The organism is Enterococcus sp. AZ188 (genome assembly GCF_050544075.1).
In the GTDB taxonomy this organism is placed as follows: domain Bacteria; phylum Bacillota; class Bacilli; order Lactobacillales; family Enterococcaceae; genus Enterococcus_D; species Enterococcus_D entomosocium.
Genome location: NZ_CP172943.1, coordinates 1,781,239 through 1,794,793 on the forward strand (window position 1 = coordinate 1,781,239; position 13,555 = coordinate 1,794,793).

The following is a 13,555-nucleotide window of genomic DNA, read 5'->3' on the forward strand; positions in this document are numbered from 1 at the left end:
TCAAAAGCCTCGTAATCACTCTGCCTTATGACTCAGTGATCATTTGATTGATGCCTGTTTCTAGCATTTCGATTTGTAAAATCGTTTCTTCGTCTTTCACGATTTTCTCTTTGCCATGGATGATCGTTTCATAGACGCCCTCGTACACACGGCTATAATCACCAATTTCAGAGATGACTTTTTCTTCATGGTAGTCACCGTTAGCATCCATATAAGTTAGTGCGCCATAGTGCTCTGGCAAATCAATCCCAAAATCGGCATGATCTGGGAGATAAAACTGTTTTAGATGCTCTTCTTGTCGATCCTTCGTTTGTTTTACAAAAACGCCGTTTTCGCCATAAACGACAAAACTAGGCCGCTCTTTTAATCGGAAGTAACTAGATTTGACAGAGACTTTCATTCGACCATAAAACAGATCCAAATCGAAGTAATCATTCATGCGATTTTTTCCAAGCAATTGCCGAACCTCATAATGGACATCGTCTGGTTGCCCAAAATAGGAGATCACTTGGTCCAGTGTATGACAAGCGTGTCCGTACAAGTAGCTAGTATTCAATGAAAATTCGGTCACTGACCGTGGAATCTCTGGACGAAAATAATCATAATGCATCTCTACTTCTAAGAGATCTCCGAGCACGCCGCTTTCGATCACTTTTTGCGTAGTCAAAAAATCGGAATCAAAGCGGCGATTTTGATAGCATTGCACAAATAAGCCTTTCTCTTGCGCCAGTGCGAACAATTCCTTTGCTTGTGCCGAAGTTTCCGTAAAAGGTTTTTCGATCAAGACATTTTTCCCATGGAGCAAGACATCCTTGCCTAATTCATAATGCAAATGACTGGGGGTCGTGACCACAACTAATTGAATTTCAGGATCACGGTAGATATCCTCTAAGTCAGAGGTGTAATGAACGCCTTCTAGTGTTGGCCAGGTCAGCTTGCCGCTTGGTGAATAGATCGTCTTTACTTTGATCTTATCCTGCAGCTTGGTTGAAAAAGGCAGATGGTAGCGATTGGTGCTTTTTCCGTTTCCGAGATATGCGATAGTTAACATTGTGACGCCTCCTATGAATTGATAGCTTGATTATTGCTGATATCCTTCGAAATGAGAAGTCTTTTGCCAAAAACAGGTTCTTTTGACCAGACTTTTTCGCAAACTGCTGAGTGGTTCTGAACATTTTTACCAAATTGCCAAAAAGGTACAGTTTTTGCTTTTGGTTTTCTTTGTCCTAGGCTATGATTAGAAAGAGGTGGTTTGATGTTATTAGGAGATAAATTACGGCTTCAAGAAGGATTGACCAATACGGAGAAACGGATTGCCGGTTATATTTTGCAAAATATCAATGATGTGCCTTCGTTGACGATTGAAGTCATCGCTAAGCATACATACACATCCCACTCTTCCGTCATTCGTCTAGCCAAAAAGATGGGGTATGAAGGATTTAAAAGTTTTCGCTTAGGTCTGGCTGAAATTGCCCATAATCAGATGTTCAACCCAACCTTTGTTGACGCGAATTTTCCCTTTTCGCCCAAGGATCAAACACCTGATATTATGAAAAAAATGGCCGATCTAACGATCAACTCGATCCACAAAACCCACGCTCAGGTCGCTCCAGAAACGATGGAAGCAGTGGTGCAATCGTTGGAAGCTGCGCAGCGGATTTTCTTATTTGCTCGCGGTGATTCTCAGATCCGGGCAAGAAGTTTTCAAAATAAGTTGGTCAAAATCAATAAGTATCTGATCATTGCGGATGAATATGGGGATGATGCGTGGAATGCATCGAACGTCACGCAAAATGATTGTGCCGTGTTTATTACCTATCGTGGGAAAAATACACAATACGAAAAAATCATGCAACACTTTCGTGATGTTGGGGTACCAGTGATCGTAATCTCTGGCAACGCCCATGCGAAAATCATCCCATTAGCGACCCATGCGATCATCGCTTCTCATGATGAACGTGATTTTCTCAAAGTCGGTACCTTTTCTTCACAGGTCGCCTTTGAGTATATTTTAGATTCACTGTTTGCCTTGCTGTATGCCAAAGAATATCAAAAAAATATTGTCGAGTTAAGAAAAAAACAATCTGTTTTGGAATCAGGGATTCTCTCAGAATACCCGTCAACTGAAGAAAAGAGGGAAATGAAATGATCAATTGGGGAATTATTGGTGCCGGAAATATCGCCAATCGCTTTGCTGCAAGTTTAGAAAATTTTCAAGATGCCCAGCTTTATGGGGTTGCTTGTCGTACGATGGAAAAAGCGCAAGCGTTTCAAGCAAAATTTCCGTGTGATGCCGTCTTTGATAACTACCAAAACCTATTAGATGATCCAGCTATCGATATCGTTTATATTGCTTTGCCGCATTTGTATCACTATGAATGGATCATCAAAGCCTTTCAAGCAAAAAAAGCTGTTTTATGTGAAAAACCAGCAACCTTGACTGCACAAGAAATGCGCGATGTACAAAAACAAGCCCAAGCACACGAAGTCTTCTTTATGGAAGCCATGAAGCCACGCTTCACCCCAGCGTATCGCAAACTAAAAGAACTTGTGGATGGTGGTCATATCGGTGAGCTAACAAGTGTCACGACTACTTTTCGCCGCCATTTACCAGTCGAAGTCAGTTCTTACCATTATCTGCCAAAACAAGGGGGTGCTTTACTGGATATGGGGATCTATAACTTAGCCTTTATCCAAGATTTTTCACCAGAAAATTTAACTGCCGAAATAATCGATTACAGCCTTTATGAAACTGGGGTTGATACCTATGTTGAAGCACGCTTTGTCAGTGAAGACTTTGTTGCAGTGATTGAGACTGGATTTGACCAAATAAAAGAGACGGTGGCGGAATTACAAGGAACAAAAGGGAAAATCACGATCCCCAACTTCCATCGCCCCGCTTCTTTTACCGTGACGATTGACCAAGAAGACACGGTCTATGATATTGGGTACGAGATCGATGATTTCCATTCAGAGATTCAAGCAGTTCACACCGCTCTTGCACAAGGACAACTCGAAAATTCCCTGATGTCCTTAACGGATAGTATTGCCTGTATCGCTTTAGCAGATGAACTAAGAAGCTTGCTAGATGCGGAAAAAAAAGACAATTAAGATCATGCCCCATCGTTTTTGAATAGAACTGACCAGTGGCTACCACTCGGTCAGTTTTTTGTATCAAAAATTGAGCGCTTTCTTTGACGGTATCGAAATGGTTATATTATATTTATTGAGTATATTTTTATACAAATAGAAAAAGAAAGGAAAACGCCCATGACACCAGAAATTATTACTTATCTTATTTGTTTATTGACCTTCGCTTATCTAGCTGTGACGATTTTTACTTTTGTAAAAAATCGCCGGACAGGTGACGGTTATCGCCTCCGAATTTTTTACGTGATGGCAGCAGCCCTCGTCTTTTTGCTTTCCGTTTATGCAATCGCTACCGGTCAAACCTATGACGACTTGGTTACATCGATAAATGATCTTTTTCAATAAAACACCGTTGGCACGAAGCCCTGCGGATCTCTTCGTTTTTGAACCTCTGGTTGAGGGAAGGATCAAAACGGAAACGAGCCAATGAAAGACTGCTCTTCGATGGCTTTTCATCAGGACCTTCTATACCGAATCAATGTCTTTCAACAAATGATGTCTGACATTTTATGGAGGTGTGCATGCTCATTCAGCTTAAAGAAGCGAAGCTTTCCGATTTACTTTCTATCTACTTGATACAAAAAGCTGCTTTCAAATCTCTCTTTCTCCGTTATCAAGATGGAGAAACTTCTCCCAATTTACAAAGTTTTGAGAAGCTAAACGCAAAGTTTTCTGCGTCGAATACCACTTATTATTTAATCATGACCGCTCAGAAAACCGTGGGATTCCTAAAACTGACGGTTGAGCAGGAGCATACGACGAAGCTATCTTCCATCGCCCTTCTTCCCTCCTACGAGAACCGCGGGATCGGTAGACAAGCAATGACCTTGATTGAAAGGAACGTACAAACAGATACGATACATTTGAATACGATCCTGCAAGAACCCAAGCTGGTTCACTTTTATCATTCTTTGGGGTATTCCCAAACAGGCAGGTTTCAAAGCACCTCTTCAGCAATCTGCTTTGTCTCCTTTACGAAAAAAATTGCTGCGAAATAAAAAAGCCATCTCGCCTTTCATCGGCAGAGATGGTTTTTCTATCAATTGCCATCCTTTACAGCAATCATTTTATTGGTCCTGCAAGGTGTCATCGGTTTTTTTACGCAATCGCGGAATCTCTTTCACATTCATTAAATCTAAAAAGAAAGTAAACAATGGGATCCCAATGATCAAGCCCCACAAACCAAAGAGATGTTCGCTAAGATACAGGAGAATAAACGTGTAAAACATCGGAATCTCTGTTTTATTGGCCATCAAGCGGGGATTTAAGATATAGGATTCCAACGCATGAACAAATACTATGATCAAAAGAATATAGATCACGTCATTAAATCCGCCGATGGAATAGGCAATAAACGTCAATGGAATACACGAGATGATCACACCAGCAACAGGAATCAAGCTGAGAAAGAAAATCATCAACGCCAAACTCAACAGCTGCGGAAAGCCCATCACCGCTAAGGCGAAGACAGTGATTGCTGTATTAACTAAGGCGATCACCAACTGCGTCTCAATCACATTTCCGAAAGCACGCGTAAACTTAGCTCCTAAATAGTAAACATCTTCAAAGAACCACGCCCCTCGCCCTTGCAAAAATAGCCGAGAAAACGCAACGGTCTTTTTGTTATCGATCATAAAGAAGAAACTAAGCAGAAATGAGATCAGCACCGTCAATGCCAACTCACCGAAATTATACAGATAATTGATCACGACTAGAACGCCGCTTTGTAATTTCTGAATATATTCACTGGTTTGCAATAAATTCAAGACATATTCGATCAATTCATTGTTGGAGTCTGTCCGTTGGTAGAAATCAGCAACGGAATTGACTAATTGGACGGATTGTTTGATGATGATTGGTACATAATTTGTTGCTACTAAATAAAGAATAAAAACAATCAAGCTGTAAGTCAGGATGCTCGTAAGCTTAATGGGCAGATGACTTTTTCGATGGAGCAAAAGAACCAGCCGATAAATCAGATACGTAAAGATAAAGGTCAGCAAAAGAATGGTCATCAGACTGCGAAACAAAAAAAGAATGCCCGCAAGCATAAACAGGACCGTCCAGCGCCGCAACACAAGATTTTGAAGAAAAGCATTATAGTATTTCATCTGTAACTCCTTTATTCGTTGCAATGGAGCAACGAAGCATTTCAGTAGTGCCTAAGAATTATCTAATCATTAAACTATGCAAATAGCAAGAGATTTTATTTTTCTTAATCGAGCGAAAAAATGAAACAAAAAATCCTTAGAAGAATCGTTGGCTTTCTTCTAAGGAAAAGAGTTATTGGTAAACGGTCCTTCCTTCATTTACGGGTAAAATCGAATTGATGGACAATAAAAAGAAGCTGGCAGCCAACAGATCAGCACTGCCGCCTGGAGACACATTTTCTGACTGGCAGAAGGCTGCTAGTGCATGAAATGCTGGGTTCGGCAACGCTTGCTGATTGGCTTTTTGTGCGAGTTGCTGAACCAGTGCCAGTACCTCTTGATTGCTGCGGTATAAAATACACGTATCGTCCAGTGTAGCGATGATCGCCAACAGCATGTGGAGCCTTTTTTCAGTCTCATTGGAACAATCCCGAGAAAAATAATCCGCTAGAGCGATTTGAACATGGGGGAACCCAGCAGCAGCTTCCCCATACGCACCGAGATGTCCATATTTGGTTTGAACAGTTTTGCCATGACTTTCCGTTTGTTGAGTCAGCGCACGATCAGGAAATGCAGTGAGAAGCTGGATGTCAGAAAAGACTTCTGGCAAAAAAATCCGCTGTTTGCGACTAAGTTGGCTACTGACGGCGCTGATGAGCAAGCCTAATGCCCAAATGGCTCCTTTATGAGTGTTGATGCCACCAGTGGCTGCCAACATCCCCTGTTCTGCCTTCCGACCGATTGCAGCGATTGCTTCCCGCAACTCTTGAGACATGCTGCTTCCCCAAGACACCAAGGCCATTTCTTCAAAGTATGGCGTCAATGCTCGAGCTGATCGCAGAAAGAGTGCTTGATCCATATCGTGATGGGCACCTGAATCAATGGCATCCACTAACCCAGGTTTTGGGGACAATGTCACTTCTGCAATCAAGGCTTCTTCTACCAATTGGGCGAGTCGTCGACAATTTTCTTCTACAGCAAATGCAAACATCCAACTCCTCCTCTATTTTTTGATTTGACCTTTGATCGTTACCCATAAAACATGCAAAACATAGCTTGTTAAAAAACCACAGCTGGCAGTTGCCAAATAAGCGACGATGATCATGATGCCCATTGGCAGTTGCAGCAACAAATCTTTGAAGCATAGCAACAAAACTTGAAAGACAAAAACATTGGCAAGATAGGTTCGATACGCATAAGTAGATAGCCACTTAAATGTCCCTAACTGAGGGGCATTGTTCTTGATCATAGTTGACCCAAACATAAAGACTGCAAAAATCAATACTAAGCTATATAAGCTTTGCAATGTATTTAAATACGGTGCATGAGCGAAACTTAGATCACCTGCATAATGTAGCAGATGATTGGCAGATAATAGCCCCAATGCTAAGCCCACTGGCAAGAAAGCATAGCGAATCTTGTATAGGAAGCGATAGACGGTTTCGTGATAAATCAAAGCGGCTTCGCCATAGATCCCATAGATCACAAAGCTAAAGACAAACCGATCCAATAAATACCAGCTTTCATGATGCGGTCCTTCAAAAACTTGGCGATCATAAAACACATACCAAGCGACATACAAAGCAGTTGCGACGATCAATACTGGCCAAACAGCTTTTTTCTTCGTCAACACTTTGTAGCCTAACCAGACAAAAAACGGCATCAACAATTGGATCTGCAGCATCATGATCGTATACCACAAGTGTGGCGCCGCATCCCCCGTCACATATTTCAGTAAAAACGTTGCTGTATCAGTATAAGGTTTTCCTTGTTGGACAGCGGGAAAGAGCCATAAATAAGCCGTCGTCCAAAGCACATATGGCACGACAAGTTCAAAAAACTTTTCTTTCAAAAATTCTAGATAAGACAGATGTTGACTTGTCTTAACCATGTTATAAACAATAGCAAAAATAAACAGGGGTGCGGTAAATTTCACCAAGACATAAAAGGTACCGATGAATGCTGCAGTCTTTTCATCTTGGGTATTGGATAAGGCAAAAGTCAAAATCGTTTGCATCATTACTGCTGTCACGGCAAATACTTTTTGGAAATCACTGATGTTGATTTTTAAATCGTTGTTCTCAAACATGTTTTTCGCTCACTTTTCTAATAATTACCAAATCTCAGTGGTGAGTTTTGGCCCTTCGTCTGTTTTTACTAAGATTTTTTTTGATGGATGTTCCAAATACTCCTTTAAGGCAAACCCGCCTTGTTTTGTGATAACTTGAACATCGATCTGTTGAAAAAAGGCTGCCTGCTTTTCCAATAGTTCCAATGGCAGCTTTTCTTTCGTGTCGGCATAAAGCAACAGATCTAAATCACTTGTCGGCTTGATTGCTGCCTGTTTTGCAGCTAATTCAAAACCCAAACTGCCACCAATTCCCCAAGAATAGTACTTCAATAAAAGCCGTGCTTTTTGATAGCTGCGGTAAACTGGATAATTGGCTACTTCATTGAATCGGAAGCTCTCACGACTGGTCAATTCCCAAGGATGGATCGTTCGTTTGATCATGTTACAGGGTGCCTCAAAGGCAAACCGTTCTTGCCGCTTTTCCCCGCGCAACCCCACGGGTAAATAGCTAGGGTTGCTGGGTTTCCCACGACGGACGGTCGCAAAAAGCTGTTCTTTTTCAGAAAACCATTTCGGAATATCAATCATATCAAGAACTTCTTTATCTAATTGAACGATATCGTGGGCACGGTTCATTCGTTACTCATTCCATTCTGCATTCATTTTTTCAAATACGTTATTCGTTTCCAGCCGGCCGCTCTTTTTAGCGATCGGATTGGTGTAGCGACTGGTCAACATCGTGTCATTCGTTTTACGCACATCATCAATCGCCTCATTGATCGCTTCAATTACAGTCGCTTTGCTTTCAGAGGTGACAGACTGATCCGTAATGGAGGATAAGAAAGTGAAGATTGCCCCAAGTTTCGTATAATTTTTGATATCATAAGCAATACTTGGTACTTTTTCCGCAGCGGCTTCAATCGCGGCAATCGACCGTTTGGTGACCCGACTTGCACTTTCTTTTGACATTGCCTGAACAGTGATTTTTTCACTATTTAGTGCGATCAGACGACTTGATTGCAAGCCATGCGCTAAGAAAGCCCCAGAGATCGCATTACCAGCGATAAAACCGATCACTGGATGACCCGCTTGGCGTAGTTTGGCATAAGCTGCCGCACTGTTTGCTAAAGCTGCATGAATACCAATCAATTCTTCATTGTAGCCATACGCTTGGCTAGGGACATCGATGACCGCAATGATTGGTCGTTTGACTGCTTTCTCTTTGTCTTCTTGATAAACAGTTTCTAACAGGTGGCCCATCTCATACCCTTCGACTAAACCAACTTCTCCCTTGCGTACCCGATACATCGGATTAGTTGGGTTTGGCACGATCGCTGTAACAACGACTTCTTCAGTAAAAAGGTCAGATGCAGCTGCATAGACAGTTGCACTAGTTGAGGTTGGGAATTGCAGATTCGTCAATGCTGAAAACCAGTGATAACCGATACTGTCAGCAGCAGCTTCTTGGCCTTCTGTTACAGTAATAGGTGCCACTTCAGTTGCTTTATGCGTTGCAAGAGCCTTATTGTATGCCTCGATAGTCAGCGGCTTTGATAGATCAAGTTCGTTTAAAAGAGAAAGATAAAAACCACTTTTTTCGCTGCGATGACTGTCTTTCTTTTCAACCATCGCCGCAATCACAGCTTCTTGGATCGATTCGACACTGTCAGTCACTAGTTCATCGATCATTTGTGCTGCCAAACGTTGTTTGGCGCCAATGGTATTCCAAATCAAATCTTTATCACTGGAATCAAATTCTCTCACGCCAGCTTCTTGTTCGATGACTTCAGGACCGTTCAAACCGATACGGGCTTTCTTCGTCGCTATCAAGTAGCTCATAAGTGCTGAGGTAATCGACATACCGCCAAAAGAACCCACCCGACCTGGCACTAATCCAATCACTGGCACATACGATTTTATTGCAACGATCAAATTGCCGATTTCTGCAATCGACAATAAGCCGTAATTCGCTTCTTGGAGGCGTACGCCACCAGTATCGAGGATGATGATCGGTGTGATCGGATTGCCCTTTTGGTTTTCTTCCAACACATGAGTCAATGCCGCGATGATTTTAGCACCAGAAACTTCACCGATCCCGCCACCTTGGAATTTTCCTTCCATAGCGATCACGACCACGTTTTCTCCAGAAATCGTTCCACGGCAAACAACGATCCCATCATCGCTTTGTGGCACGATGTCTTGAGCCACCAGATTGGGTGCGATCATTTGGTCGAATGGATCGATCAATTCACGACCGCTCTTGGCATCCAATAATGCGTGCACCCGTTCTCGGGCATTTAATTCTACAAAACTATTCTTCATCTGCTAGTTCCTCCATTGCTTGGGTTAATCGTAGGTAAACCACACCGGGAGTGGCGCCAAAGTCGTTGATCACTATTTGCGCACTGATTGGATAGCGCTCAAAAAAACGTGTCAAGACATTTTGCCACACATCGCCAAAGCCATCACTTCCTGTACAAACTGAAACGGTGGTTTCTTGTTTGTCCGTTGGAAAAAGCAGAATTTCCAAGTCACCAGAACCAACCACGCCAACATGGACTTTTTTGGTGACTGGTTTCGTTGTTTGATACGTATAAGCTAATTTTTCCATCTCTTCTTCTCTCCTCTTGCTCTTATTAAGACCACGTTCTGAATTTCATTGGCGGTTCATACAACCCATCGGACCATTCGATCAAATCATCAACGGTTTGAGCTGCTAGCAATGATCGTTTGGCATCACTGCGTTTGATCCCTAAGTCTTCTGGTAATTTCACGATTCCCGCTTTGCGCAAGGCATCCAGAGAAGCTTTTGTGCTGGTCATTCCTAGTGGGGTTACACCACCGATGGCTGCGATTGCTGCTTGTTTTTCCTCTTTTGAGTTTGCTTTATAAAGATAAGCGATGCCTTCTTCTGTCACGATATGCGTCGTATCTTCGCTATAGATCATAATTGGGGCATTGGCTAAACCAGCTTGCTTTTGGACAGCCAACGCATCTAACGTTTCTACAAAAACAGGTTTTTTATTGGAACCATACGTTTCAACCATTTGAACGACTAATTTTTGTCCTTTTGCTAAAGGATCTGTTTCATCCCGCAAGGATTGCCAAGCTGGAGTCGAATGCCGACGGCCCCCCGGATTATGCCCCATATTTGGTGCACCACCAAATCCAGATAAGCGGCCTTTCGTCACTGTAGAAGAGTTTCCTTGATAATCCAGTTGTAAGGTCGAACCGATAAACATATCGATGGCATATTGACCTGCAGTTTGGGATAATGCTCGATTGCTGCGCATCGTGCCGTCTTTTCCGACAAAGAATACATCTGGACGAGCGGCAATGTATTTTTCCATACCAACTTCCCCACCAAAACTGTGGATGCTTTCGACCCAACCAGATTCGATAGCTGGAATCATCGTTGGATGAGGATTCAAGACCCAGTTTTTCGCTACTTTTCCTTTGATTCCAAGGGTTTCTCCATAGGTTGGTAAAAGTAACTCGATCGCAGCGGTGTTAAAACCGATCCCATGATTCAACGATTGTACTTCATGTTCTGCATAGATTCCTTTTAATGCCATCATCGCCATCAAAATTTGTAATTCCGTAATGTTTTGCGGATCTCTCGTAAAGAGCGCTTCTAATTGATACGGTTGGTCTGCTACCACGACGACATCAATCCAATCGCTGGGAATGTCGACCCGCGGCAAACGATCGACCACTTCATTAACTTGAACGATCACAATCCCATCTTTGAAGGCTGCTGCTTCGACGATCGTTGGCGTTTCTTCCGTATTGTAACCTGTATAAAGATTTCCTTGGCGATCGGCTTTGTCCGCCGCCACAAGGACCACATTCGGAATCAAGTCAATAAATAAGCGACCATATAATTCCAAATACGTATGAATGTCCCCTAATTTCATAGTTTTGTCTTCAATCATTTGGGCAACGCGCGTACTTTGTGCGCCTGCATAAGAAAAATCGATTTTCGCTGCAATGCCTTTTTCAAATATCGTCAAATGTTCTGGACGGGAGATACTCGACATGATCATATGCAAATTATTGACTTTTTGAGCATCGACTTGTTCTAAGCTTTTTGATAGGAAGCTTGCTTGTTTTTGATTGTCGCCTTCAAGGACCACTTTGTCTCCCGGACGGATCAACTGTTCTAAGACTTCAATGATCGCTTCCGTTGGGACATATTTTCCATCGAGAAGATGCTCGATTTTTTTCATGGTTTGGGCCTTCTTTTCACGTTTACTTGCCCAGTTTCTTGCAGGTTTTTCCATTCTATTCATCTCCATTTTTGATATAGGAATAAAGCATCATCCAAGCCATGTTGATCCAAATTGATCACACGGATCGCTTTGTTTTCACCAAATTTTGCTTGGATCAGTTTTGTTAGGGTATTGCCAGGAGGAAATTCAAGAGCCAAATCAAGTCCTGCTTCGTAGGCAACATCCATGATCTTGTTCCACTGCACCGGATAAGCAATATTTTGCAGCAAATCACGACGGATCTCTTCAGGATTCATGGTCATCCGCCCATCCGTGTTTTTGAGGTACGGACAGATAGGCACATCAAGGGATACCGTGTTCATAAATGGCGCAAACCGTTTCACGGGTTCTGTCATCAACACACAATGGGACGGCACAGGCACTGCTAAAAGTTTGGCGGTTTGTGCATGATAGTCTTTCGCTTGAGCCAGCGTCTTGCGCAAGCCTGTGAGATGACCAGAGATCGTATGCTGCATGGGGCAATTTTCATTTGATAAATAGACGGGAGCAGCAGGATCAAATGTATTTGCCACGAGCGCTTCTGCTTCACTTCTCGTTACACCAACCAGTACCCCCATGGCATAATCAGTCGGATAGGCTTCTTTCATCAGTGTCGCCCGATGATAGACCAAGCTAGCGGCGTTTTCGAAACTCAAACTTTCACAAGCTAACGCAGCGGAAAAAGCGCCAATCGAATGCCCGGCCACAAGCTGTGGTTGTACACCAGATGCTTTCATCTGGTCCGTGTAAAAAGCCGCTTTTACTAAAAGCGCCAACTGAATAGAGACGGTATCTTGTTTGAGATCCCCCGATACAGGGTGTAAATCAAAGCCTGTCGCCTGTTCTAGCTGATGGAAATAACTGGCAGGCACGTCCTCAAGCATCTTGCTGGTCTGACTGCCTTGTCCTGGGTATAAGAAACCTGTACTCATGAAGCACCTCCTAAACAATTTCTCTTTCCTGTGTCATAATAACGGAAGTTTGTTATAATAAAAAATACCAGTTTCGTGAATATCCATAACCAAAAGGTATGGAAAGAGGAGTATCTGATGAACCTTGATCATTTACGCTACTTTAAAAAAGTAGCCGAATCGAAAAATATTACCCAATCTGCACAAGAATTATACATCTCACAACCTGCCTTGAGCCGTGCCATGAAACACTTAGAAAGTGAACTAGGCGTTCCTTTGTTCTATCATGCCGGTCGGCATATCGAGTTGACGATGTATGCTGAAGAATTTTATCCCTATGTCGTTGAGACGTTAGCACGTTTCGACGAAGGAATGAGTGCGATCCAAGCCTTAAATGGAGAAATGGTCCCGGCAGTGACGATCTACTCTGAAGTCGCTTCTGTTTCTTTGCCTAACCTGGTGGCGACATTCGTTGAAAAGCACCCTGAGATCCAACTTTCGATCAAGCAGCACGGCAGTAAGGAGACCAACAAAGAACAAGCCTTCTACATTACCTCTGAGCCAAAGAACGGCTTGACCAATCTGCCAATATTCACGGAACCCATCTTATTGGCGATCCCCAAAAAGCATCCCTTGGCAGAAAAAAAAGACTTGCAAGTTGCCGATATCCAACACGTGCCTCTGCTGATGCTGGTTGAAAACAGCCCGCTGCGCAGAACCATCGACGAAACTTTTGAAGCAAAAAAAATCAGTTTGACTATCGGCTCAACGACGGACGATCCAGCTACGCTGCGCTCCCTTATCAATCAAGGACTAGGAATCACGTTCTTTCCTAAAATTACTTGGGGCTATGAAGATCAGGCGCCTTTCGTTTTACGTGAACTAGCAGATTTCCCCTTATCAAGGACGATTTATTTAGCATCAAGCTTTACGAAAGGTCATCCCATGACAAAACTAATTGCAAAAACCTTGATTGAATTTTATCTTGGCTAAACAAAAAGA

The 13,555-nt window shown here is 42.7% G+C and carries 14 protein-coding genes; 5 read left to right on the forward strand and 9 right to left on the reverse strand.

What is annotated here, in order from left to right:
* Positions 1 to 25 precede the first annotated feature (25 nt).
* On the reverse strand, positions 26 to 1,051 hold the full coding sequence (locus IGI86_RS08310; RefSeq protein ID WP_430617918.1) for a Gfo/Idh/MocA family oxidoreductase: 1,026 nt from the start codon (positions 1,049 to 1,051) through the stop codon (positions 26 to 28).
* 204 nt (positions 1,052 to 1,255) lie between these two features.
* Between IGI86_RS08310 and IGI86_RS08315 the strand changes: the two genes are divergently transcribed.
* The 4 genes from IGI86_RS08315 (at position 1,256) to IGI86_RS08330 (ending at position 4,148) form a co-directional block, all read left to right on the forward strand.
* Positions 1,256 to 2,149: a MurR/RpiR family transcriptional regulator gene (locus IGI86_RS08315; RefSeq protein WP_430617919.1), complete on the forward strand. Its 894-nt coding sequence runs from the start codon at positions 1,256 to 1,258 to the stop codon at positions 2,147 to 2,149.
* A complete protein-coding gene (locus tag IGI86_RS08320) occupies positions 2,146 to 3,111 on the forward strand; it encodes a Gfo/Idh/MocA family protein (RefSeq protein WP_430617920.1) in 966 nt (321 codons plus the stop codon). Before IGI86_RS08315 ends, IGI86_RS08320 begins: the two co-directional genes overlap by 4 nt.
* Before the next feature lie 159 nt (positions 3,112 to 3,270).
* Positions 3,271 to 3,495, forward strand: coding sequence for a hypothetical protein (locus IGI86_RS08325; RefSeq protein WP_430617921.1), 225 nt, complete (start codon positions 3,271 to 3,273; stop codon positions 3,493 to 3,495).
* Positions 3,496 to 3,671: 176 nt separating this feature from the next.
* Positions 3,672 to 4,148: a GNAT family N-acetyltransferase gene (locus IGI86_RS08330; RefSeq protein WP_430617922.1), complete on the forward strand. Its 477-nt coding sequence runs from the start codon at positions 3,672 to 3,674 to the stop codon at positions 4,146 to 4,148.
* A 69-nt stretch (positions 4,149 to 4,217) separates the two neighbouring features.
* Here the strand turns inward: IGI86_RS08330 and IGI86_RS08335 are convergent, their stop codons facing one another.
* The 8 genes from IGI86_RS08335 to IGI86_RS08370 form a co-directional block, all read right to left on the reverse strand.
* Positions 4,218 to 5,261, reverse strand: a complete 1,044-nt coding sequence (locus IGI86_RS08335) for an AI-2E family transporter (protein WP_034857450.1) — start codon at positions 5,259 to 5,261, stop codon at positions 4,218 to 4,220.
* 172 nt (positions 5,262 to 5,433) lie between these two features.
* Positions 5,434 to 6,291, reverse strand: a complete 858-nt coding sequence (locus tag IGI86_RS08340) for a triphosphoribosyl-dephospho-CoA synthase (protein ID WP_087664127.1) — start codon at positions 6,289 to 6,291, stop codon at positions 5,434 to 5,436.
* Between the two features lie 12 nt (positions 6,292 to 6,303).
* A complete protein-coding gene (locus IGI86_RS08345; protein ID WP_016620113.1) occupies positions 6,304 to 7,389 on the reverse strand; it encodes an acyltransferase family protein in 1,086 nt (361 codons plus the stop codon).
* Between the two features lie 24 nt (positions 7,390 to 7,413).
* The gene (locus IGI86_RS08350; protein WP_016611804.1) at positions 7,414 to 8,007 is read right to left on the reverse strand and encodes a malonate decarboxylase holo-ACP synthase; all 594 of its coding nucleotides are present in this window, start codon (positions 8,005 to 8,007) and stop codon (positions 7,414 to 7,416) included.
* 3 nt (positions 8,008 to 8,010) lie between these two features.
* Positions 8,011 to 9,693 carry a biotin-independent malonate decarboxylase subunit beta gene (mdcD, locus tag IGI86_RS08355; protein ID WP_301389460.1) on the reverse strand — a complete coding sequence of 561 codons (1,683 nt, stop codon included), beginning with the start codon at positions 9,691 to 9,693 and terminating at the stop codon, positions 8,011 to 8,013.
* Entirely contained in the window at positions 9,683 to 9,982 is a 300-nt protein-coding gene (locus tag IGI86_RS08360) for a malonate decarboxylase subunit delta (RefSeq protein ID WP_005226050.1), read from the reverse strand. The genes mdcD and IGI86_RS08360 overlap by 11 nt, the downstream gene beginning before the upstream one ends.
* Before the next feature lie 25 nt (positions 9,983 to 10,007).
* Entirely contained in the window at positions 10,008 to 11,654 is a 1,647-nt protein-coding gene (gene mdcA, locus IGI86_RS08365) for a malonate decarboxylase subunit alpha (protein ID WP_015509676.1), read from the reverse strand.
* Between the two features lie 5 nt (positions 11,655 to 11,659).
* A complete protein-coding gene (locus IGI86_RS08370) occupies positions 11,660 to 12,574 on the reverse strand; it encodes an ACP S-malonyltransferase (protein WP_430617923.1) in 915 nt (304 codons plus the stop codon).
* A gap of 117 nt (positions 12,575 to 12,691) precedes the next feature.
* Between IGI86_RS08370 and IGI86_RS08375 the strand changes: the two genes are divergently transcribed.
* Complete coding sequence (locus IGI86_RS08375; protein WP_430617924.1) at positions 12,692 to 13,546, forward strand: LysR family transcriptional regulator; 855 nt, start codon at positions 12,692 to 12,694, stop codon at positions 13,544 to 13,546.
* Positions 13,547 to 13,555: the final 9 nt, after the last annotated feature.

Coding starts and splice junctions, on each gene's coding strand:
- IGI86_RS08345 (WP_016620113.1), bottom strand. CDS start 7,389: ATGTTTGAGAACAACGATTTAAAAATCAACATCAGTGATTTCCAAAAA.
- mdcA (WP_015509676.1), bottom strand. CDS start 11,654: ATGGAAAAACCTGCAAGAAACTGGGCAAGTAAACGTGAAAAGAAGGCC.
- IGI86_RS08320 (WP_430617920.1), top strand. CDS start 2,146: ATGATCAATTGGGGAATTATTGGTGCCGGAAATATCGCCAATCGCTTT.
- IGI86_RS08370 (WP_430617923.1), bottom strand. CDS start 12,574: ATGAGTACAGGTTTCTTATACCCAGGACAAGGCAGTCAGACCAGCAAG.
- mdcD (WP_301389460.1), bottom strand. CDS start 9,693: ATGAAGAATAGTTTTGTAGAATTAAATGCCCGAGAACGGGTGCACGCA.
- IGI86_RS08350 (WP_016611804.1), bottom strand. CDS start 8,007: ATGAACCGTGCCCACGATATCGTTCAATTAGATAAAGAAGTTCTTGAT.
- IGI86_RS08375 (WP_430617924.1), top strand. CDS start 12,692: ATGAACCTTGATCATTTACGCTACTTTAAAAAAGTAGCCGAATCGAAA.
- IGI86_RS08360 (WP_005226050.1), bottom strand. CDS start 9,982: ATGGAAAAATTAGCTTATACGTATCAAACAACGAAACCAGTCACCAAA.
- IGI86_RS08315 (WP_430617919.1), top strand. CDS start 1,256: ATGTTATTAGGAGATAAATTACGGCTTCAAGAAGGATTGACCAATACG.
- IGI86_RS08340 (WP_087664127.1), bottom strand. CDS start 6,291: ATGTTTGCATTTGCTGTAGAAGAAAATTGTCGACGACTCGCCCAATTG.
- IGI86_RS08330 (WP_430617922.1), top strand. CDS start 3,672: ATGCTCATTCAGCTTAAAGAAGCGAAGCTTTCCGATTTACTTTCTATC.
- IGI86_RS08310 (WP_430617918.1), bottom strand. CDS start 1,051: ATGTTAACTATCGCATATCTCGGAAACGGAAAAAGCACCAATCGCTAC.
- IGI86_RS08325 (WP_430617921.1), top strand. CDS start 3,271: ATGACACCAGAAATTATTACTTATCTTATTTGTTTATTGACCTTCGCT.
- IGI86_RS08335 (WP_034857450.1), bottom strand. CDS start 5,261: ATGAAATACTATAATGCTTTTCTTCAAAATCTTGTGTTGCGGCGCTGG.